The 20,095-nt window shown below is 71.3% G+C and carries 17 protein-coding genes; 8 read left to right on the forward strand and 9 right to left on the reverse strand.

Translation table 11 applies throughout. From position 1 onward, the window contains the following. Nucleotide 1: 1 nt before the first annotated feature. From HCU73_RS07925 to HCU73_RS07935, 3 genes are read right to left on the reverse strand one after another with little or no spacing between them, the layout of a single operon-like run. On the reverse strand, nucleotides 2-1,519 hold the full coding sequence (locus HCU73_RS07925; RefSeq protein WP_168622878.1) for a tripartite tricarboxylate transporter permease: 1,518 nt from the start codon (nucleotides 1,517-1,519) through the stop codon (nucleotides 2-4). A 28-nt stretch (nucleotides 1,520-1,547) separates the two neighbouring features. Beyond that, nucleotides 1,548-1,988: a tripartite tricarboxylate transporter TctB family protein gene (locus tag HCU73_RS07930; protein ID WP_168622879.1), complete on the reverse strand. Its 441-nt coding sequence runs from the start codon at nucleotides 1,986-1,988 to the stop codon at nucleotides 1,548-1,550. After that, a complete protein-coding gene (locus HCU73_RS07935; RefSeq protein WP_168622880.1) occupies nucleotides 1,988-2,962 on the reverse strand; it encodes a Bug family tripartite tricarboxylate transporter substrate binding protein in 975 nt (324 codons plus the stop codon). Before HCU73_RS07935 ends, HCU73_RS07930 begins: the two co-directional genes overlap by 1 nt. Nucleotides 2,963-3,326: 364 nt before the next feature. On the opposite strand from HCU73_RS07935, the gene HCU73_RS07940 reads away from it, so the two are divergent. After that, entirely contained in the window at nucleotides 3,327-4,286 is a 960-nt protein-coding gene (locus tag HCU73_RS07940) for a hydroxymethylglutaryl-CoA lyase (protein WP_168622881.1), read from the forward strand. Beyond that, entirely contained in the window at nucleotides 4,283-5,473 is a 1,191-nt protein-coding gene (locus HCU73_RS07945; protein WP_168622882.1) for a CaiB/BaiF CoA transferase family protein, read from the forward strand. Before HCU73_RS07940 ends, HCU73_RS07945 begins: the two co-directional genes overlap by 4 nt. A gap of 22 nt (nucleotides 5,474-5,495) precedes the next feature. Here HCU73_RS07945 and HCU73_RS07950 read toward each other — a convergent pair whose 3' ends face one another. The 4 genes from HCU73_RS07950 to HCU73_RS07965 all read right to left on the reverse strand — a co-directional run bounded on the left by HCU73_RS07950 (nucleotide 5,496) and on the right by HCU73_RS07965 (nucleotide 9,652). Further along, nucleotides 5,496-6,386 carry a cation diffusion facilitator family transporter gene (locus tag HCU73_RS07950; RefSeq protein ID WP_168622883.1) on the reverse strand — a complete coding sequence of 297 codons (891 nt, stop codon included), beginning with the start codon at nucleotides 6,384-6,386 and terminating at the stop codon, nucleotides 5,496-5,498. Between the two features lie 101 nt (nucleotides 6,387-6,487). Then, nucleotides 6,488-7,576, reverse strand: coding sequence for a tricarballylate utilization 4Fe-4S protein TcuB (gene tcuB / locus HCU73_RS07955; protein ID WP_168622884.1), 1,089 nt, complete (start codon nucleotides 7,574-7,576; stop codon nucleotides 6,488-6,490). Next, nucleotides 7,566-8,960, reverse strand: a complete 1,395-nt coding sequence (gene tcuA, locus HCU73_RS07960; protein ID WP_168622885.1) for an FAD-dependent tricarballylate dehydrogenase TcuA — start codon at nucleotides 8,958-8,960, stop codon at nucleotides 7,566-7,568. The genes tcuB and tcuA overlap by 11 nt, the downstream gene beginning before the upstream one ends. Then, nucleotides 8,957-9,652: an FCD domain-containing protein gene (locus tag HCU73_RS07965; protein ID WP_168622886.1), complete on the reverse strand. Its 696-nt coding sequence runs from the start codon at nucleotides 9,650-9,652 to the stop codon at nucleotides 8,957-8,959. The genes tcuA and HCU73_RS07965 overlap by 4 nt, the downstream gene beginning before the upstream one ends. A 66-nt stretch (nucleotides 9,653-9,718) precedes the next feature. On the opposite strand from HCU73_RS07965, the gene HCU73_RS07970 reads away from it, so the two are divergent. Further along, nucleotides 9,719-10,789 (forward strand): AbrB family transcriptional regulator, encoded by a 1,071-nt coding sequence (locus HCU73_RS07970; protein WP_168622887.1) that lies wholly within the window; start codon nucleotides 9,719-9,721, stop codon nucleotides 10,787-10,789. A gap of 7 nt (nucleotides 10,790-10,796) precedes the next feature. Here HCU73_RS07970 and HCU73_RS07975 read toward each other — a convergent pair whose 3' ends face one another. Together HCU73_RS07975 and HCU73_RS07980 are read right to left on the reverse strand one after the other, a co-directional pair. After that, complete coding sequence (locus HCU73_RS07975) at nucleotides 10,797-12,194, reverse strand: sensor histidine kinase (RefSeq protein ID WP_168622888.1); 1,398 nt, start codon at nucleotides 12,192-12,194, stop codon at nucleotides 10,797-10,799. After that, on the reverse strand, nucleotides 12,191-12,871 hold the full coding sequence (locus HCU73_RS07980) for a response regulator (RefSeq protein WP_168622889.1): 681 nt from the start codon (nucleotides 12,869-12,871) through the stop codon (nucleotides 12,191-12,193). Before HCU73_RS07980 ends, HCU73_RS07975 begins: the two co-directional genes overlap by 4 nt. A gap of 141 nt (nucleotides 12,872-13,012) precedes the next feature. Between HCU73_RS07980 and HCU73_RS07985 the strand changes: the two genes are divergently transcribed. The 5 genes from HCU73_RS07985 to HCU73_RS08005 all read left to right on the forward strand — a co-directional run bounded on the left by HCU73_RS07985 (nucleotide 13,013) and on the right by HCU73_RS08005 (nucleotide 20,021). After that, nucleotides 13,013-14,116, forward strand: coding sequence for a Bug family tripartite tricarboxylate transporter substrate binding protein (locus HCU73_RS07985; RefSeq protein ID WP_168622890.1), 1,104 nt, complete (start codon nucleotides 13,013-13,015; stop codon nucleotides 14,114-14,116). Between the two features lie 74 nt (nucleotides 14,117-14,190). Beyond that, complete coding sequence (locus HCU73_RS07990; protein ID WP_168622891.1) at nucleotides 14,191-16,206, forward strand: tripartite tricarboxylate transporter permease; 2,016 nt, start codon at nucleotides 14,191-14,193, stop codon at nucleotides 16,204-16,206. Then, a complete protein-coding gene (locus tag HCU73_RS07995) occupies nucleotides 16,203-17,267 on the forward strand; it encodes an isocitrate/isopropylmalate dehydrogenase family protein (protein ID WP_168622892.1) in 1,065 nt (354 codons plus the stop codon). Before HCU73_RS07990 ends, HCU73_RS07995 begins: the two co-directional genes overlap by 4 nt. Beyond that, nucleotides 17,264-18,355, forward strand: coding sequence for a 4-oxalomesaconate tautomerase (locus tag HCU73_RS08000; RefSeq protein WP_168622893.1), 1,092 nt, complete (start codon nucleotides 17,264-17,266; stop codon nucleotides 18,353-18,355). The genes HCU73_RS07995 and HCU73_RS08000 overlap by 4 nt, the downstream gene beginning before the upstream one ends. Before the next feature lie 4 nt (nucleotides 18,356-18,359). Then, nucleotides 18,360-20,021: a thiamine pyrophosphate-binding protein gene (locus HCU73_RS08005; protein WP_168622894.1), complete on the forward strand. Its 1,662-nt coding sequence runs from the start codon at nucleotides 18,360-18,362 to the stop codon at nucleotides 20,019-20,021. Nucleotides 20,022-20,095 lie beyond the last annotated feature (74 nt).

Below are 20,095 nucleotides of genomic sequence, written 5' to 3' on the forward strand. Positions count from 1 at the left end.
CTCAGCCCTCGGTCAGGCGTTCGGCCTGTGTCTGCTTGTGGTCGCGCACGGCAAGCCAGACCGACAGCGCGAGGAACCCCACGGTGAGGACGTAGAGGGTGATCGAGATCGGGCTTGCGATCAGGATCGACCAGTCGCCGTCCGAGATCGACATCGCGCGCCGCAGCGCGCGTTCCATGTCGCCGCCCAGCAGCAGCCCCAGCACCAGCGGCACAAGGCTGATGTCCAGCTTGCGCATGATGTAGCCGATGATCCCGAAGAACACCATCAGCTCAAGGTCGAAGATCGAGTTCGAGATCCCGTAGACCCCCACGAAGGTGACGGCCGCGACCACCGGCATCAGCGCCCAGGTCGGCGTCATCATCAGGCGCGTGAAGATGCCGATCATCGGCAGGTTCAGGATCAGGAGCGCGATGTTGGCCAGGTAAAGCGACGCGACGAGGCCCCAGACGAGGTCGGGCTGGCGCTCGAACAGGAGCGGGCCGGGCTGCACGTTGAGCGAGATCAGCATGGCCAGCAGCACGGCGGTCGTGCCCGAGCCCGGCACGCCCAGCGACAGCATCGGGATAAGCGCGCCGCCCGCGGCCGCGTTGTTGCCCGACTCGGGCGCCGCCACACCGCGCGGGTCGCCCTTGCCGAAGGTGCCCTTGCCGTTGGATTTCTGCTTCTCGAAGACATAGGCCATGAAGGACCCCAGCGAGGCCCCCGCGCCCGGCAGCACGCCCGCGACGAAGCCCACGCCCGAGCCGCGCAGCATCGCCCAGCGGGTCGGCCAGATCGCCGACCACTGCGGCATCCAGCGGTCAACCTTGATCGCCTTGGGGCGGTCCTTGGCACTTTTCTCCAGCAGCAGCAGGATCTCCGAGATCGCGAACAGGCCCACCAGCGCGACGATCGGCTGGATGCCGTCGTAGAGGTGGAAGTTGTCCATCGTGTAGCGCGGCACGCCCGAGATCGGGTCGATGCCCACGGTCGCCAGCATCAGGCCGATCAGCGCCGACAGGAGCGTCTTGCGCGGATCGACGCCGGCGATGCCGCCGATGGTGGCGAAGGCGAGGATGTAGAGCGCGAAATAGTCGGCCGGGCCGAAGTGGATGGCCGCCCGCGCCAGCACGGGGGCGAACAGCGACAGGCCGATCACCGCGATGGTGGCGCCGACGAAGGACGCGACGCCCGAGATCGCCAGCGCGTTCGCCGCCTGGCCCTGCACCGCCATCGGGTAGCCGTCGAGCGTGGTCATGATCGCCGGCTCGTCGCCGGGGATGTTCAGCAGGATCGAGCTGATCCGCCCGCCGTACATGCAGCCGAAATAGACCGCGCAGAGCAGGATCAGCGAGGATGTGGGGTCGAAGCCGAAGGCGAAGGTCAGCGGGATCAGCACCGCCACCCCGTTCACCGGGCCAAGGCCCGGCAGCGCGCCGAGCAGCGTGCCGACGAAGCAGCCCATCAGCAGCAGGCCGATGTTGAGCGGTGTCAGCGCGACGAGAAAGCCGCTGCCGATCAGCGAGAGCACTTCCATGACTGGTCTCCCTTCGCCCCTCCGGCCCTCAGCCGAAGAGGTCCCCCAGAAAATCGAGCGGCAGCCCCAGCACCTGGTCGAACAGCGCCCAGAGCCCCGGCCCGAACACGACGCCCAGCGCCACGGCGTGCCACGGCGGCCCGCCCATGATGATGCCCACCAGCGCGATCAGCGCCGCGGTGGCGATCGGAAAGCCGACCTGCTCCATCACCAGGACGTAGCCGATGAACACGGCCAGCGCGGCGGCCTGCCGCCACAGCCGGTCGCGGCCCGGCCAGTCCACCGTGCCGGTGGGGAACACCACCAGCGAGGCGGACAGGATCATCATCGGGATGCCGACGATGATCGGGAACACGGACGGCCCCAGCACGTCGCCGAAGGTGATCTGGTAGGTGTCGGCCTGCAGGGTGTAGAGCGCCGCGATCGCGAAGACCGCGGCGCCGAAGAGCCTGACGCTCGTTCCCGTCATTACTGGATGACGCCGATATCGCGGGAGATCTGCTCCATGATGGCCGCCTGATCCCGCACGAAGGCCTCGAACTCGGCGCCGCCGCGCCAGATCGGCACCAGACCGGCCGAGGTGGCCGCTTCCTGCCAGTTGTCCGAGTTGTAGAGGGTTTCCAGCCGCTCGACCCAGGCGTTGTACGCCTCGTCCGAGACCTGCCCGCCGGTGTAGAGGCCGCGCCAGTTGTAGCCGGTCACGTCGACGCCCTGCGAGATGGCGGTCGGGATGTCGGGGAAGGCCGGGATCGGCTCGTCCGACAGCGCCGCGAGGACGCGGATGTCACCCGATTCCACGAAGCCCGCGATCTCGCCCATGTCCGTCGACACCACGGCGATCTGGCCGCCCATCATCTGGGTCACGGCGTCGGTGCCGCCGTCGAACTGCACCCAGCGGATCGCGCTGAGATCCTCGGTGCCGGTGGCATCGGCCACCATCAGGAGCCGGATGTGGTCCCAGCCGCCCGCACCCGACGAGCCGCCGGTGACCAGCGCCGAGGGATCGGCCGCCATCGCCGCGGTCAGGTCGGCCAGCGTCATGATCGGGCTGTCGTTGTCGACCGCGATCACGCCCACGTCGGCGCCCAGCATGGCGAGGTAGCGCATGGTTTCCAGCGGCGCGGGGTAGCGGCCCTGGGCCATCTGCGTCACGCCCACGGTCGAGGTGGCGACGATCAGGTCCTCGTCGGCCGGGCGCTCGGCCGCGACCATGGCAAAGGCCACGGCGCCGACGCCGCCGGCCATGTTGGTGACCTGCACGTTGCCCTCGACGAGGCCCAGCTCGCCCAGCACGCGGCCGATGGTGCGGCAGGTGAAGTCCCAGCCGCCGCCGGGGTTCGAGGGTGCGATGCACTCGGTGGCCGAGGCGGGGACGGCGGTGACCGTCATCGCGGCCGCCAGCGCGGCCCCCAGTTTCATGGAAGTCAGTGTGCGAAGTTTCATCGGGTTCTCTCCTCCCTGTCGGAACCGTCCCCGAGGGGATGGCATTCGCGCCCGTTTTTCAAGTGCCCTGATCGGGCGATCACGCCAGTCATCACATTTTTTCACGTCACGGGGACGCATGGTGATGCCATGGCCCGCCCGCCTGCCGCGCCGCAGCGGCGCGGGAAACCCGTTCCGCATCAGTCGCTTGGCCGCTGTCGGGGCGGCCGTGCGCCGGGCCGCGGCGGCCCGTCGGCGCGCCGTCTTGCCGGATGGCCCGGTGCGGGGCGCCCGCGCCAAGCGCCCTTGCCCCGTCGAATTCGGCCGGGGCAGTATGCCGTCGCGGGGCCGTTTGCGCCCCGCATCGGACGCAAGGAGGCGACGCATGGCCGACACTTCACGCCCCGTGCCGGAGGGCGCGCGCATCACCGTCTGCGAGGTGGGCCCGCGCGACGGGTTCCAGATCGAGGCGGCCTTCATCCCGACCGCGAAGAAGATCGAGATCATCAACGCGCTGTTCGCCGCCGGCATCCGGCACATGCAGGTGACCTCCTTCGTCAGCCCCCGCGCGGTGCCGCAGCTGGCCGATGCCGAGGCGGTCCTGGCGGGCATCGACCGGCCCGAGGGCGCGCTGATCACCGCGCTGATCCCCAACCTGCGCGGCGCCGAACGGGCCGCCGCCGCCGGGGTGGACGCGGTGCACACCGTGGTGTCAGCCTCGGAGACGCACAACCGCAAGAACGTGAACCGCGGCGTCGACGAGTCGCTGAAGGATTTCGAGGCGGTCTTCGCGCTCCTCTCGCTGGCCGGCGTCGCCGTCGAGGGCGGCATCGCCACCGCCTTCGGCTGCCCCTTCGAGGGCGTGGTGCCGCCCGAGCAGGTCGCCCGCATCGCCAAACGCTACCAGGAGCTCGGGGCCAAATCCGTGGGCCTCGGTGACACCACCGGCATGGCGACCCCCGCCACCGTCCGCGCCGCGGTGCAGGCGATCCGGGCCGAGGCGCCCGGGCTGGGCATCGGGCTCCACTTCCACAACACCCGCGGGGTGGGGCTCGCCTGCGTGATGACGGGGCTGGCCGAGGGGGTGACGCATTACGACGCCTCGGTCGGCGGCCTCGGCGGCTGTCCCTTCGCGGCGGGCGCGACCGGCAACATCTGCACCGAGGATCTCGTCTATCTCCTGCAGGAAAGCGGCTACGACACCGGCATCGACCTCGACAAGCTGATCGCGGCCGCCCGGCTGACCCAGGGTGTCATCGGCCGCGACCTGCCCGGGCAGGTCATCAAGGCCGGCCCCCGGCTGCGCCGCTACGACCCCGGCCTGACCGCCACGGCCGCGGGATGAGCGACCTGCCGCTGTCCGGCGTCCGGGTCGTCGACCTGACGCGCATCCTGTCGGGGCCGTTCTGCGCCATGATCCTCGGCGATCTGGGCGCCGACGTGGTCAAGATCGAGAGCCCCAAGGGCGGCGACCCGGTGCGCGGGCAGGGGCATATCGTCGACGGGCTGTCGTGGTATTTCGCGGGCTTCAACCGCAACAAGCGGTCGGTGGCGCTGGACCTGCGCCGCCCCGAGGGGCTGGCGGTGCTGGAGCGGCTGCTCGCCGGCGCCGACATCCTGACCGAGAACTACCGCCCCGGCGTGCTGGACGAGATGGGGCTGACCCCCGCACGGCTGGCGCAGATCAACCCGCGCCTGATCGTGGTCAGCGTGAACGGCTACGGCAGCACGGGGCCCTATGCCAACCGGCCCGCCTTCGACTTCATCGCGCAGGCGATGTCGGGTTATATGGCGACGAACGGCACGCCCGCCACCGGCCCCCTGCGCACCGGCCCGCCGCTGACCGACCTGATCGCGGGGCTTTACGCGGCGCTGGGCGCGGTGTCGGCGCTCAGGGCGCGCGACGCGGGCGGCCCGGCGCAGCGGGTCGAGGCGTCGATGATGATGTCGATCCTGTCGATGATGGCCTACCTGTCCTCGGGCGCGCTGGCGACGGGGCGCGACCCGGTGACCACCGGCAACGACCACCCGATCGTCGCGCCCTACGGGTTGTTCCGCGCCGCCGACGGCGACATCGCGGTGGCGCCCTCGACCGACGTGTTCGTGGCCCGCTTCCTCGGCGAGATCGGGCTGAAGCACCTGCTCGACGATCCCCGCTTCGCCGACAACGCCCGGCGGGTCGAGAACCGGGCCGAGCTGAACCGGCTGGTCGACGACGCGCTGGCCCACGGCACGCAGGCGCACTGGATCGAGCGGCTGAACCGCGCGGGCGTGCCCTGCGGCAAGGTCCAGCGGCTGACCGAGGCGCTGGCCGACCCGCAGGTCGCGGCGCAGGAGATGGTGCTCGAGGTGCCGCACCCCGGCCACGGGACGGTCAAGATGACCGGCTTCCCGATCAAGTTCTCGGAGACGCCCCTGCAGCTGCGCCACCCCACCCCCGACCTCGGGGCCCAGACCGACGCGGTGCTGGCCGAGGCGGGCTATGGCCCCGACGAGATCACGGGCCTGCGGGACAGGGGCCTTCTGGGCTGAGGCGGGGGCATGGCCCGCGCCGTCAGTCCAGCACCACGATGCCGGTCAGCTTGGACTTGTGCTCGGGTTCGACGTGGATGGTGACGCGGCTGTTGGGCACCGCGCGGCCCATCGCGGCCTCGATGCGGTCGCAGATCTCGTGCGCGTCGTAGACGGTCATCTCGCTCGGCACCACGAGGTGGAACTCGACGAAGGTGGCGGCCCCGGCGTGGCGGGTGCGCAGGTCATGCGCTTCGACCGCGCCGCGCGCCTCGGTCGAGATCACGTCGCGGATGCGCGCCAGCGTCGCCTCGGGCACGGCCTCGTCCATCAGCCCGCTGAGCGATTCCTTCACCACCCGCGAGCCCGACCACAGGATGTTCACCGCGACGAGCGCGGCGAGCATCGGGTCGAGGATCCACCAGCTGGTGACCAGCGCGAGGAGCACGCCCACCGCCACCCCCGCCGAGGTCAGCACGTCGGTCCACAGGTGCCGCCCGTCGGCCACCAGCGCGGGCGACTTCAGCGCGCGGCCCTGCCGGACCAGCACGAAGGCCCAGACCGCGTTGATCGCGGTCGCCGCGCCGTTGACCAGCAGCCCCTCCAGCGGCGCGTCCAGCGCGCGGGGCGCCATCAGCCCCTCGTAGGCTTCGCGCAGGATGAAGAGGGCGGCGATGATGATCATCACGCCCTCCAGCACCGCGCTGAAGAATTCCGCCTTGTGGTGGCCAAAGGGGTGGTTCTGGTCCGCCGGCCGCGCCGCGACCCGGATCGCCACCAGCGCGGCGAAGGCGGTGGCGAGGTTCACCGTGCTTTCCAGCGCGTCCGACAGGAGCGCGACCGACCCCGTCATCCACCAGGCCAGCACCTTGAGCCCCAGCACGGCAACGCCGACAAGGAGGCTTCCGGTGGCCAGTTTCAGCGCGCGCGACAACGGGGCGTCTCCTTTCGGCTGCCCCGCTCCTACCCTCCGGGGCGGCGCGGCTCAAGGTTCCGGCGCCCCCTGCGACACCGGCTGACCGGGGCCCGCCGCCCTCAGCCCCGCGCCCGGCGCTGCTGCGCGTCGCGGGTCAGCGCCGCCAGGCGATAGGCGGCGTGGGCCATCTTGGAATAGGGCAGGGTCACGAAGAAGGCGAGCACGGTGCCGAGGTGCAGCGCCAGCAGCGGCCCGACCAGCCCGGTGCCCGTCGCGGCGTAGAGCATGAGGCCCGTCAGACCCGTGAGGCCCAGCAGGATCACGAAGGCCATCTCGCCGCCCCAGGCCCCGGCCGCCCCGAGCGCCCGGTCGGCCTTGAGCTTCAGCACCGCAAGGCCCACGGCGCCGACGGTCAGCAGGAGGCCGCCGGGCACGCCAAGGAGCTTGGGCAGGCTGAGGAAAGGGTAGGGGGCGGGCATGTCGAACAGGTAGTGCAGCACCGTGCCCGAGGAGGTGGAGGCAAAGCACAGCAGGAACCCCCAGACCACCGCGTGGTGCGCGTGTTTGCGCGCCACGGAATAGCGGTCGCCCTTCTCGTAGTTGCAGCCCTCGGCCGCTCCGCCCGACAGGTTGCGCATCCGCCCCGCGTCGACCAGCGCCGCCTTCAGGTCCGCCCACGCGACCCGCGCACCGCCCACCTCGGCCCAGTAGCGCCGCACGCCGACGGCAAGGGCCAGCAGCGGGAACAGGAAGGCGGGGGCGAAGATCGCCACCATCGCGCTGTGCGACAGGTAGGCGTAGAACCCGTCGCCCGCCCCGGTGCCCAGCGCCCGGATCGCCGCGAAGATCAGTGCGGTGCCGACGACCAGCGCCGCGGCCAGCGCCACGCCGTTGGTCTGGAACAGCCGCGCGAAGGGCCCCGGCCAGGCGAAGCGCGCCCAGCTTTCCACCCGCACCTCGGCCAGTGCGGCGGGCAGGTTCAGGGCGAACTCGTGCGGGTCGGTGTACTGGCAGGCGTAGTAGCAGCCGCGGCAGTTGTGGCACAGGCTGGCGAGCTGCGTGATGTCGGCGTCCGCGAACTCGCGTTCCGCGAAGGCGGCGGGGAAGACGGCGCAGTAGCCCTCGCAATAGCGGCAGGCGTTGCAGATCTCGACCTGCCGGCGGGCTTCCTCGGTGGCGGTCAGGGTGGGGGTGATGTCAAGCGACATGGGCGGCGGCCTCCTGGCCCGCGATGCGTCCGAAAACGGTCCCGATGGTCATGCCGAAGCCGGCGAGATACCCCTCGCCGAGGATCGAGCCGGCCATGATCTCGCCCGCGGCCCAGATGTTGTGGAGCCGCGCGCCCCCGGCGGACACCCGCGCGGTGCGGTCCACCCGGAGGCCGAGATAGGTGAAGGTCACGCCGGGCCGGAGCGAATAGCCGTAGAAGGGCGGCTCGGTGATGGGCCGGGCCCAGTTTGTCTTGGGCGGCGTGATCCCCTCGGTGGCCAGCCCGTCCAGCTCCGTCGGGTGGAAGGTGCCGGCGCGGCAGGCGGCGTTGAAGGCGTCGACGGTCTCGCGCAGCTTGTTGCCGGGCAGGCCCAGCTTCTGCGCCAGCCCCTCGATCGTGTCGGCCTTTTCGGGCGGAAACACCGAGGGCATGAACAGGTTGATGGATTTCGAGTCGATGATCGAATAGGCCACCTGGTCGGGCTGGGCGGCCACCAGCCGGCCCCAGATCGCGTAGCGCTTGGGCCAGACATCCTCGCCCTCGTCGTAGAACCGGTCGCCATCCCGGTTCACCACGACCGAGAAGGGCACGCAGTCGAGCCGGGTCACGATCCCGCCGTCGAACTTGGGCGAGCGCCCGTCGATGGCGACCGCGTGGCATTGCGTCGGGTCGCCCACGCTGTCGGCGCCCTGGTCGAGCATGTCGCGCAGCAAGACGCCGCGGTTGTAGGGGGTGCCCCGGATCAGGAAGTTGCGCGCCGCGGGCCCCCAGGCGTCGGCCAGCCAGTCGATGTCGGCCTGGAACCCGCCAGAGGCCAGCACCAGCGCGCGGCCCTCGATCCGCACGTCCTGGCCCCCGATGCGGGCGTCGAGACCCTGGAACCGGCCGCCCTCGACCGTGACATGGGTCACCTCGGCCTCGTAGCGGACGGTGACGCCGAGGTCCTCGGCGGTGTTGTAATAGGCGTTCACCAGCGCCTTGCCGCCGCCGAGGAAGAAGGCGTTGGTGCGCGACAAGGACAGCGTGCCCGACAGCGACGGCTGGAACGCGACGCCATGGCGTTCCATCCAGGGCAGGCAGGCCTCGCTGTCGCGGATGGTCATGCGGGCCAGGTCCTCGTCGGTCTTGCCCTTGGTGACGCGGATCAGGTCGTCGAAATACTCGTCTTCCTCGTAGCTGCCGGTCAGCACCGACAGGGGCCCGTGGTGCATGCAGCGGAAGTTGCGGGTGTGGCGCGAATTGCCGCCCCGGTAGGTCTTGGGCGCGGCCTCGAGCATCAGGACGCGCGCGCCCGTCTCCGCCGCCTCTATGGCCGCGCAAAGGGCCGCGTTGCCGCCGCCCACCACGACCACGTCCCAGGTGATCCCGTCCACCCGTGTCATGCGCTCTCCCCTCCCTCCGTGGCCAGGTCGCGCAGCTGTTTCAGCCGCGCCCGGTGCGCCCCCTCGATATGTCGCCGCATCGCCGCCTCGGCCGCGTCCCCGTCATGGGCGCGCAGGGCCGCCAGAACGGCCGCGTGTTCCGCCACCGCCGCCTGAGCGCGGTCGGCCTCCTCCATCGTGGACCGGCCGAGGATCAGGAGCGTCTTCTGCACCGCCTCGACCGACCGCCACAGGAACCGGTTCCGCGCGGCGTTCAGCAGGACGCCGTGGAACTGCCGGTTGGCGTGATAAAGCCGCTCCGCGTTGCCCGCCGCCGCCTGCATCTCGGCGTTGATCGCCTCCAGCTCGGCCAGCTCGCTGTCATAGGCCGCCCGCGCGGCGAAGCGCGCCGCCGTCCCCTCCAGCACCGCGCGCATCTCGTAAAGCTCGGTCACCTCGGCGAGATCCAGCCGCCGGATGCGCGCGCCCGCGCGGGGCTGGTGCTCGACCAGCCCGTCGGCCTCCAGCAGCCTTATCGCCTCGCGCACCGGCGTGCGCGAGATGCCCAGCCGCTCGGCCAGCTCCGTCTCGGTCAGCCGGTCGCCGGGCCGCAGCGCGCCTGCGCGGATCTCCGCGATCAGCCGCTCGTAGGCGTCGCGGCCCTGGCCCGTCTCGGGCCGGCCGGCCGGTCGTGTGTCGGGTTTCTCGGCCACCGCGGGCTCCTTTCGGTTGCAAGTTGCATACAGTTGGATACAAGGGGATGCAAGACGGAGTAGCCGATGGCCTTTCCCCTTTCCCAAGCCGCGCGGGACCGCGCCGTGACCGTGGCGCTGGCCACCGCCGGCGTGGCGGTGTTCTGGGCTATGGGCCTGCCGCTGCCCTTTCTGTTCGGGCCGATGACCGCCTGCCTGATCGCGGCGCTGGCGGGGGTGCGGCTGCGGGGCATGGGGCAGGTGTCGGTGGGCGCGCGCACGATCCTCGGGGTCGCGGTGGGGGCCTCGGTGACGCCCGCGCTGATCGCCGAGCTGCCGCAGATGGCGCTGTCGGTGGCGCTGATCCCGATCTACATCCTCGTCATCGCGGCCATCGGCGTGCCCTTCTTCCGGAAGGTCTACGGCTTCGACTGGCCGACCTCGTGGTACGCCGCGATGCCGGGGGGGCTGCAGGACATGGTGGTGTTCGGGCAGGAGGCGGGCGCCGACGTGCGCGCGCTCAGCCTGATCCACGCCACCCGCGTGCTGGTCATCATCACGCTGGCGCCGCTGATCCTGACCTTCGGCTTCGGCCAGTCGCTCGACAACCCCATCGGCCAGCCGGTGGCCGACCTGCCGCTGTCGGAACTCGCCATCATGGTGGTGGCCGCGCTGGTCGGCTGGAAGGGCGGCGAGCGGATCGGGCTGTTCGGCGCCTCGATCCTCGGGCCGCTGATCGTGACGGCGGCCCTCAGCCTTCTGGATGTCATCCATTTCCGCCCGCCCGCCGAGGCGATCCTGGTGGCGCAATACATGATCGGGATCGGCATCGGCGTGGGCTACGTCGGCGTGACGCTGCACGAGCTGCGCCGCGACGTCGCGGCGGGCATCGTCTTCGTGCTGATCCTCGCGGGGCTCGCGGCGCTGTTCACCGAGATCGTGGTGCTGCTCGGGGTGGCCGCGCCGGTCGAGGGCTTCCTCGCCTTCGCGCCCGGCGGGCAGGCCGAGATGACGGTGCTGGCCATCGTGGCGGGGGCCGACCTCGGCTTCGTCATCGTGCACCACCTGACGCGGATCCTGCTGGTCATCACCGGCGCCCCGCTGGCGGCGCGGCTGTTCCGGGTCACGGACCGGGGGCAGGGCGGGCCGCCCGGCTAGGGCGCCGTCACTCCGCCGCCTGCCGCATCGGCGCGCCGTCCTCGACGGCGGCCGGGATCGTCAGCGTCACCAGCAGCCCGCCACCCTCGGACGGGGCCAGCGCGATGGCGCCGCCGTGCCGTTCGGCCACCGCCTCGGCGATGGACAGGCCCAGCCCGCTGCCCTCGGACGGCCCCGCCTGCCCGAAGCGCGACAGCACCGTCTCCACGTCCTCGGCCGCTACGCCGCGCCCGTCGTCGGCCACCGTGACCTGTGCCAGCCCGTCGCCGGCCGACAGCCCCACCGCCACGCGCCCGAGGTCCGGGCCGCCGTGGCGCAGCGCGTTGTCGACGAGGTTCGCCACCGCCTCGCGCAGCATCACCGGGTCGGCCTCGGCCAGCACCTCGTCCTCGGGCAGGGCGAGGCTGAGGGCCACGCCCTGCGCCCGGGCCGTGGCGCGGAACCGGTCGGTCACGTCCTCCAGCAGTTCGCCCACCTCCAGTCGCTCGTCGTGGCCGGTGGCGGTCGTCGCCCGCTCCAGCGTGAGGAGCTTGTTGGCAAGGTCCTTGACGTGGCGGGCCGAGACCAGCAGCTCCCCGGCCCGGTCCCGCGCCGCCTGGTCCGAGGGGGCCGAGCGCACCGCCTCGGCCATGGCCAGGACGCCCGCGATGGGGTTGCGCAGCTGGTGCGCGGCGTTCGAGATGAAGCTCGCCTGCCGCGCCATCGACGCCTCGACTTGCCCGAACAGCGTGTTCAGCCGCAGCACCAGCCCCCGGATCTCGGGCGGCACCGGGCGGCGGATCGGCGACAGGTCGCCCCCCGAGCGCCGCGAGATCGCGTCCTCGAGGTCGGTCAGGGGGCGCAGGCCGATCCGCACCCCGAACCACACCACGAAGGCCACCGTGCCGATCAGGATCGCCATCACGATGAAGGCCCGCCGCGCGAGGTCGCGCACCACGGCGTCGCGCACCTCGACATGCTGCCAGACGGTGATGGTGAACAGGCCCGTGATGCCGTCGACCGTGGTCACGTCGCGCAGGCGCAGCGCGCGCACCGCGTCGCCGTGGTAGGTGGAGTTGTAGTAGGTGTAGGGCTCGTCCGGCCAGGGCTCGGCCGCGTGGCGGACGGGGGGCGTGGCGTAGCCGGTGACGTAGTAGCCGTTGGGCGCGTAGACGTGGTAGAACACCGGCCCGCCCGAGGTGTCGCCCAGGAGGTCGCGGGTTTCCAGCGACAGGGCGTTGCCGTTCGACCGCGCCACGTCGCCGGTGACCGCAAGCGCCACGGTCAAGAGGCTCCGGTCGAAGATGTCGGCGGCCTTTTCGCGGGCGTCGTGCACCTGCCAGAACCCCACCGCCAGCGCGATGGACAGAAGCGGCACCAGGATGATCGCCGTCAGCCGCAGGCGGAGCGAGGTGGCCGCCCTCATGCCGCCCCCGCCGCCGCCTCGGCCAGGCTGTAGCCGATGCCGCGCTGCACCCGGATCGACAGGCCGTGCGGGCGCAGCCGCTTGCGCAGCCGCGAGATGTGGACCTCGACCGCGGCCTCCTCGACGTCGGCGCCGGTGCCGTAGATGTGGTCGAGCAGGTCCTGCTTGGATACCGCGCGGCCCTGCGCGGTCAGGAGCTTTTCCAGCAGGCTCACCTCGCGGCGGGGCAGGTCGAGCGGCACGCCCGCGATCGCCACCTGCCGGGCGTCGCAGTCGAGGCTGACCGGCCCAAAGCTCAGCACCCGCCGGATCGGGCGCGGGCTGCGCCGGGTCAGCGCGCGCACGCGGGCCTCGAGCTCGTCCATCTCGAAGGGTTTCACCAGGTAGTCGTCGGCGCCGGCGTCCAGGCCCCGCACCCGGTGTTCGGTCTCGGCCCGCGCGGTCAGGATCAGGACCGGGCGTTCGTCGCCCCGTGCACGCAGGTTGCGCAGGACCGTCAGGCCGTCCGCGCCGGGCAGGTTGATGTCGAGAATCAGCAGGTCCGAGCCCTCCTGCCGCAGGAACGCGTCGGCCTGGTCGCCGTCGCACAGCCAGTCGACGCCATGACCCAGATCCTGCAGCCGGTAGGAAATTCCCTTTGCCAGCGCGGCGTTATCCTCGACCACCACGATCCGCACCCGGCCGATCCCTCCCCGAATTTTCCCAAGGCACGAAAGCTTGGTGCAAGGTTCGCAGGTGATGTACGGTCCGGCAAGGGCGGAAACCGTCCTGCACGAACAGCCGCGGGAGGGAGCCCGTGGCGTCCAAGGGAGGATACCATGAACCACTTGTCCGCCACGCGCCGCGTGGCCCTGTCGCTGTGCGCCGTCTCGGCGCTGGCCCTCACCGCCGGCCTGCCGCAGACCGCCCATGCCGACCTCGCCGGCGAGACCGTCGAATTCGTGATCCCGTTCTCGGAATCGGGCGGCTCGGCCCGCTGGGCCAACTTCTTCGCGCCGCTGCTCAGCGAGGCGCTCGACGGCAACCCCACCACCGTCGTGGTCTACCGCCCCGGCGCGGGCTCGACCGCGGGCGCCAACTGGTTCCAGGAGAACCAGGGCGACAATGACGGCACGCTGATCTTCGGCACCTCGGGCTCGACCCAGTTCCCCTACCTGCTGCGCGACCCGCGCGTGCGCTACGAATATCGCGACTGGATCCCGGTGCTCGCCTCGGGCACGGGCGGCGTGGTCTACCTGCCGGCCGATCTCGGCGCGCGCTTCGACGGCGACATGGACGACCTGCAGGACGAGTTCTTCATCTTCGGCAGCCAGGGCGCGACCACGCTCGACCTCGTGCCGCTGCTCGCGTTCCGGATGCTGGGCCTGCAGGTCGAGCCGGTTTTCGGCATCGAGGGCCGCGGTGATGGCCGCCTGATGTTCGAGCGCGGCGAGGCCAACATCGACTACCAGACCTCGTCGGCCTACATCGCCAGCGTGCAGCCGCTGGTCGACCAGGGCCTGGCCGTGCCGGTCATGAGCTGGGGCATCCTGGACGACGACGGCAACATCGTCCGCGACCCGACCTTCCCCGACATCCCGACCTTCGCCGAGATCTGCGAGGCGACCGCGGGCTGCGAGACCGAGGGCACGGCCTGGGAGGCGTGGCGCGCCTTCTTCGTGTCGGGCTTCGCCGCGCAGAAGCTGGTCTACCTGCCCGGCGGCACCGCGCCCGAGGTGGTCGCGCTCTACGAGGAGGCCCTTGCCGAGATCCTCGCCCGCCCCGACTTCGACGAGATCTCGGCGGCCGAGCTCGGCGTCTACCCGCAGATGATCGGCGAGGCGGCGGTCGTGGCCCACGAGGCGGCGATCACCGTGTCTGACGAGGCGCGCCAGTTCGTGCTCGACTGGCTGCGCGAAGACTACGGCGTGACGCTGGAATAAGCGCCGCCCGTGCCCAACGCCCCCCGCCCGCGCGGCGGGGGGCCCTTTCCTGACGGCCGATCCGGGGGACTTCCATGGACATCCTCAACGTCGCCTTGCCCGCGCTGGGCGAGGCCCTGACGCTTCTGTTCCAGCCGCAGCAGCTGATGTTCCTGTGCGCCGGCGTTCTCCTCGGTCTGTCGATCGGCGTGCTGCCGGGCCTCGGCGGCATCGCCGGCCTGTCGTTGGTGCTGCCCTTCATGTTCGGCATGGACCCGGTCGCGGGCCTCGCGCTGATGGTCGGCCTGATCGCGGTCATCCCCACCTCCGACACGTTTTCCTCGGTGCTGCTCGGCATCCCCGGATCCTCGGCCAGCCAGGCGACCGTGCTCGACGGCTTCCCGCTGGCGCGCAAGGGCGAGGCGGGCCGGGCGCTGGCCGCGGCCTTCGTCTCGTCGCTCTACGGCGGGCTGTTCGGCGCGATGATCCTGACCTGCATCATCTTCGTCGCGCGGCCCCTGATCCTCGCCTTCGGCCTGCCCGAGATGATGATGATCACCATCCTCGGCATGTCGATGGTCGCCATCCTCGCCGGCCGGGTGCCGCTCAAGGGTGTCATCGCCTGCGGCCTGGGCCTGCTGCTCGGCACCATCGGCTCGGCGCCCGCGGGCGGGTCGCTGCGGATGTCGACCTACGACATTCCCTATCTCGTCGACGGCTTCTCGCTCGTCATCGTCGGCCTCGGCATCTACGCCATCCCCGAGGTCGTGTCGCTGCTGCGGCAGGACAAGCCGATCGCGGGGGCGGGCAAGCTCGGCCGCGGCTGGCTGCACGGGTTGCGCGACTGGTGGAACAACAAGTGGCTGTCGACCAAGTGCGCCGCCATCGGCGTGGTCGTCGGGGTCATCCCCGGCCTCGGCGGCTCGGTCGTGGACTGGATCGCCTACGGCTACGCCGTGCAGTCGACCAAGGACCGCGAGAAGTTCGGCCAGGGCGACATCCGCGGCGTCATCGCGCCCGAGAGCTCGAACAACGCCAAGGAGGGCGGGGGCCTTGTGCCGACGCTGATCTTCGGCATTCCCGGGTCGGGGTCGATGGCGGTGTTCCTCGGCGGCCTCGCGCTCCTGGGCATGTCGCCCGGCCCCGCGATGATCCGGCAGGACCTCGACATCACCTACACCATCGTCTGGTCGCTGGCGCTGGCCAACGTGATCGGCGCGGGGCTCTGCGTGCTGCTGTCGAACCAGATCGCCAAGCTGACCACGATCCGCTTCACGCTGCTGGCGCCGTTCCTGTTCATGATGATCGCCTTCGCCGCCTTCCAGTCGCGGCAGTCGCTGGGCGACCTCGTGGCGCTGGTGGGCATCGGCCTGATCGGCATCCTCCTGCGCCGCTTCGATTTCTCGCGGCCGGCCTTCCTGATCGGCTTCGTGCTGTCGCACCAGGCCGAGCAGTTCACCAACATGGCGACCCAGATCGCCTCGGCCCGGTTCCGCCGCAGCTTCGAGGCGGGGCTCGACTACATCGTCTCGCCGATCACGGTGACGATCCTGGTGCTGACCGTGCTGTCCATCGTCATCGGCATCCGGCAGTCCAAGAACATCCGCGAGAACATCGAGACCTACACCGGCACCAAGCGCGCCCCGTTCCTGTTCATGCTGGTCGTCACCGCCTATGTCGGCGTGGCCATCGTGGACGCCGCCACCATCAGCCGCTTCGGCGACAAGGTGTTCCCGCTGACCGTCGGGATCGCCACGATGATCGCCTGCCTGGTCCTGCTGGTGCGGATGATGCGCCGGCCCGAGACCGACGATGCCTTCATCGACCTCGAATCCGGCGGCGCCGACGCCGAGGCGCCCCACGGCCTGTGGCGCACGCTGTCGTGGTTCCTCGGGCTCCTGATCCTGTCGGGCCTGTTTGGTCTCGTCATCGCGCTGGCGATCTTCTTCGTCACCTTCTTCCGGCTGCGGGCGCGGCTGTCGTGGCTGTCGGCGGTGCTCTACGCCGCGGCGGGGATCGGCTTCATCCTGTTCCTGGCCAACGTGCTCGGGCGCGACTTCCCGCCGGGCCTGCTGCAGGAATACACCAACCTGCCGTGGCCGCTCCGATGACCCTGACGCTGCTTTCCCTTGCGGGGGACGGCATCGGCCCCGAGATCACCGCGGCGACCGAACGGGTGGCCGCGACGGCCTGCGCGCGCTTCGGCGTGGCGCTGGCGATCGAGCGGGCCGAGATCGGCTTCCCGGCGCTGGCTGCCACCGGCACCACGATCCCTGACGCGGTGATCGACCGGGCGCGGGCGGTGGACGGCGTGATCCTCGGGCCGGTGTCGCACAACGCCTACCCGCCGGTGGCCGAAGGCGGGCGGAACCCCTCGGGCGTGCTGAGGAAGGCGCTGGGGCTTTATTCCAACATCCGCCCCGCCCGGTCGCACCCCGCGGTGAAGACGCCCACCGGCCACGCCGTCGACATGGTCGTGGTGCGCGAGAACCTCGAAGGCTTCTACGCCGACCGCAACATGGAGGTGGGGCCGGGCGAGTTCATGCCCACCCCCGACCTCGCGCTGGCCGTGCGCAAGATCACGCGGGAAAACAGCCTCGCCATCGCGCGGGCGGGCTTCGCGCTCGCCCGCCGGCGCGGCGCGAAGACGGTGACCGTGATCCACAAGGCGAACGTGCTGCGCCTGTCGGACGGGCTGTTCCTTGACTGCACCCGCGCCGTCGCCGCCGACTACCCCGGGATCGCGGTGGAGGAGCTCTTGGTCGACGCCGCCGCCGCGCTTCTCGTCCGCGACCCCGCGCGCTTCGAGGTGCTGATCGCCACGAACATGTTCGGCGACATCCTGTCGGACCTCGCCGCGGAACTGGCGGGCGGCCTCGGGCTTGCCGCCTCGCTGAACCACGGCGACACCCACGCGGTGGCGCAGGCACAGCACGGCTCGGCCCCGTCCATCGCCGGGCAGGACCGCGCCAACCCCGGCTCGCTGATCGGTTCGGCGGCCATGCTCCTCGCGCATCTGGGCCACGCCGGCCCCGCGGCGGCGATCTGGGCGGCGCTGGATGCCGCCCTCGCCGATCCCGCGACGCGCACCCAAGATCTCGGCGGCACGGCGGGCACCCGTGCCATGACCGAGGCCATCCTGAGACACATCGCAGAACAGGCAGACAGATGACACAGGTCGCGATCCCCTATCACTTCCTCCGCGGCGGCACCTCGCGCGGGCCCTATTTCCACCGTTCCGACCTGCCCGAGGACCGGGACCGGCTGGCCGAGGTGCTGATGGCCGTGGTCGGCGCGGGCCACCCGCTCAACATCGACGGCATCGGCGGCGGCAACGCCGTGACCACCAAGGTCGCCATGCTGTCGAAATCCGCGGATCCGGGCGTCGACGTCGACTATTTCTTCGGTCAGGTCTCGGTGACCGAGCGGCTGGTCGACTTCGCGCCGACCTGTGGCAACATCCTCGTCGGCGTCGGCCCCGCCGCCATCGAGATGGGCATCGTCCCCGCGCAGGACGGGCAGACCCCGGTGCGCATCCGCGCGGTCAACACCGGCGCGCTGATCGAGGCCATCGTGCAGACGCCGGGCGGCCGCGTGTCCTACGAGGGCGACGTCGAGATCGCGGGCGTGCCCGGCACGGCGGCGCCGGTGGCGCTGAACTTCCTCGACGTGGTGGGCTCGCGCACCGGCGTGATGTTCCCGACCGGCAACCGGACCGACGTGATCGGCGGGATCGAGGTGTCCTGCGTCGACGTGGCGATGCCGATGATGATCGCGCGGGCCGCCGATTTCGGGATGACGGGCTACGAGACGCAAGGAGAACTCGACGCCAACAAGGACCTGTTCGCCCGGATGGAGGCGGTGCGGCTCGAGGCCGGGCAGCGGATGGGCCTCGGCGACGTGACCAAATCCGTCGTGCCCAAGATCGGCCTGATCGCCCCGCCGCGGGCCGGGGGCGCGCACCTGACCGCGCGCTACTTCATGCCGTGGGAGACGCACCCGTCCCTGGCCGTCACCGGCTCCCAGTGCCTTGCCGCCTGCGCGATCGCGCCGGGGACGGTGGCGGAGGGCATCGCCGCGCCGGTCAAGGGCTCGCCCGAGATGATCCGCATCGAGCACCCGATGGGCGAGATGGAGGTGCTCGTGACCTTCACCCGCGACGGCGACCGGTTCGAGTTCCACTCGGCCGGTGTCGTCCGCACCGCCCGCCTGATCGCGCGGGGCGAGGTCTTCGTGCCGGCGCGTTTGATGGAGGGCTGAGGGCATGGGCCACGGCCTGCACGTCTTCGACATCCTCGCCCGCGCCGTGGCGCAGGAGGGGACCGGCACCTGTTTCGCGCTGCTCGGCGACGCCAACATGAACTTCGCCACCCGGCTGGCCGAGGGCGGCACGCGGATGGTCTATGTGAGGCACGAGCACTGCGCGGTGGCCGCCGCCATGGCCTATGCCCGCAAGACGGGCGAGGTGGGGCTGGCCACGGTGACCTGCGGGCCGGGCCTGACCCAGCTGATGACGGCGCTGCCGGCGGCGGTGCGCGCGAACATCCCGCTGGTGGTGCTGGCGGGCGAGGCGCCCATTTCCAAGGGCTGGTACAACCAGGCCATCGACCAGGCGCCCTTCGTCACCGCCACCGGCGCCACATACCGCGCACTGCACTGGCCCGAACGGATGCCCGCCGCGATCCGCGACGCCTTTCTCGAGGCGCGGATGACGCGCAAGCCCGTGGTCCTCGGCATCCCCTTCGACCTGCAGCACCTCGCGTGGTCCGGCCCGGACAAGCTGCCCGCGCCTTCCACCGCGATCCTGCCCACGCCGTCGCCCATGCCGCCGCATCCCGATGACGTGGCCCGTGCCGCCGCGCTGGTCGCGGACGCGCGCCGGGTGATCGTCATGGCCGGGCTGGGGGCGGCCGAGGCGGGGGCGGCCGACGCCTGCCGCGCGCTGGCCGACCGCCTCGACGCGCCGCTCGCCACCACGCTGCCCGCCCGGGGGCTGTTCGCGGGCGACCGCTTCTGCCTCGGGGTCGCCGGCGGCTTTTCCTCCGACACCGCGCGGGCCTGCTTCGCCGAGGCCGACCTCGTCATCGCCGTCGGCTGCTCGCTCGCGTCCCACAACGCGGATGCGGGCAAGCTTTGGCCCAAGGCCCGCGTCCTGCAGATCGACGTGGCCCCGCAGGCGATCTCGCAGGGGCGCGTCGCCGCCCACGCCCACCTCCGGGCCGACGCCCGGCTTGGGGTGGAGGCACTCGCCGCCGCCGTCACCCCGCGCGCCCCCGACTGGCGGAGCGACGCGCTGGCCCACCGCATCGCCACCGCGCCCGCCGATGCCTCCGTGTTCCCGCCCGAACCCGGCCTCCACGACCCCCGCGATGTTGTCGCGGCACTTGAAGAACACCTGCCAAGCGACTGGCAGATGGTGAATTCCTCCGGCCACTGCTCCTACTTCTTTGCTCACATGCCCTCGCGCCCGCAGGCGAAGTTCCTGACGATCCGCGAGTTCGGGGCCATCGGCAACGGCATCTCCTTCGCCATGGGCGTCGCCGCCGCGCGGCCGGGGGAAACCGTGGTGCTGTTCGACGGCGACGGCAGCCTGATGATGCATGTGCAGGAGCTGGAGACGATCCGCCGGCATGGCCTGAACATCCTGATCGTCGTCCTGAACGACCGCGCCTACGGCTCCGAGATCCACAAGCTCCGCGCCGAGGGGCTGCCCGACACCGGCGCTGTCTTCGGGCCCACGGACCTTGCCGCCATCGCCCGCGGCTTCGGCATCGGCGGGCAGACCGTCACCGACCTTGCCGCACTGCCCGCGATGATCGCCGATTTCGCGGCCACGGGCGGCGCGGCGGTCTGGGACGTGCCGATCTCGGACAAGGTGTTCTCGCCCGTGATCCGCCGCGCGCACCCCGAGCTGGCGGCGATGTGACGGAGCCTCTGGCCTCGATGAAGCAGGAATTGTATACGACGGTATGCCATTTGGCCCGCCGCCTCGCACAAGGT

The sequence above is a fragment of the Roseicyclus persicicus genome (assembly GCF_012395815.1).
In the GTDB taxonomy this organism is placed as follows: Bacteria; Pseudomonadota; Alphaproteobacteria; order Rhodobacterales; family Rhodobacteraceae; genus Roseicyclus; species Roseicyclus persicicus.

Bases quoted from the DNA above. Each gene is read 5' to 3' on its own strand.
- HCU73_RS07925 (WP_168622878.1), bottom strand. From the start codon at position 1,519: ATGGAAGTGCTCTCGCTGATCGGCAGCGGCTTTCTCGTCGCGCTGACA.
- HCU73_RS07930 (WP_168622879.1), bottom strand. From the start codon at position 1,988: ATGACGGGAACGAGCGTCAGGCTCTTCGGCGCCGCGGTCTTCGCGATC.
- HCU73_RS07935 (WP_168622880.1), bottom strand. From the start codon at position 2,962: ATGAAACTTCGCACACTGACTTCCATGAAACTGGGGGCCGCGCTGGCG.
- HCU73_RS07940 (WP_168622881.1), top strand. From the start codon at position 3,327: ATGGCCGACACTTCACGCCCCGTGCCGGAGGGCGCGCGCATCACCGTC.
- HCU73_RS07945 (WP_168622882.1), top strand. From the start codon at position 4,283: ATGAGCGACCTGCCGCTGTCCGGCGTCCGGGTCGTCGACCTGACGCGC.
- tcuB (WP_168622884.1), bottom strand. From the start codon at position 7,576: ATGTCGCTTGACATCACCCCCACCCTGACCGCCACCGAGGAAGCCCGC.
- tcuA (WP_168622885.1), bottom strand. From the start codon at position 8,960: ATGACACGGGTGGACGGGATCACCTGGGACGTGGTCGTGGTGGGCGGC.
- HCU73_RS07970 (WP_168622887.1), top strand. From the start codon at position 9,719: ATGGCCTTTCCCCTTTCCCAAGCCGCGCGGGACCGCGCCGTGACCGTG.
- HCU73_RS07975 (WP_168622888.1), bottom strand. From the start codon at position 12,194: ATGAGGGCGGCCACCTCGCTCCGCCTGCGGCTGACGGCGATCATCCTG.
- HCU73_RS07985 (WP_168622890.1), top strand. From the start codon at position 13,013: ATGAACCACTTGTCCGCCACGCGCCGCGTGGCCCTGTCGCTGTGCGCC.
- HCU73_RS07990 (WP_168622891.1), top strand. From the start codon at position 14,191: ATGGACATCCTCAACGTCGCCTTGCCCGCGCTGGGCGAGGCCCTGACG.
- HCU73_RS07995 (WP_168622892.1), top strand. From the start codon at position 16,203: ATGACCCTGACGCTGCTTTCCCTTGCGGGGGACGGCATCGGCCCCGAG.
- HCU73_RS08000 (WP_168622893.1), top strand. From the start codon at position 17,264: ATGACACAGGTCGCGATCCCCTATCACTTCCTCCGCGGCGGCACCTCG.
- HCU73_RS08005 (WP_168622894.1), top strand. From the start codon at position 18,360: ATGGGCCACGGCCTGCACGTCTTCGACATCCTCGCCCGCGCCGTGGCG.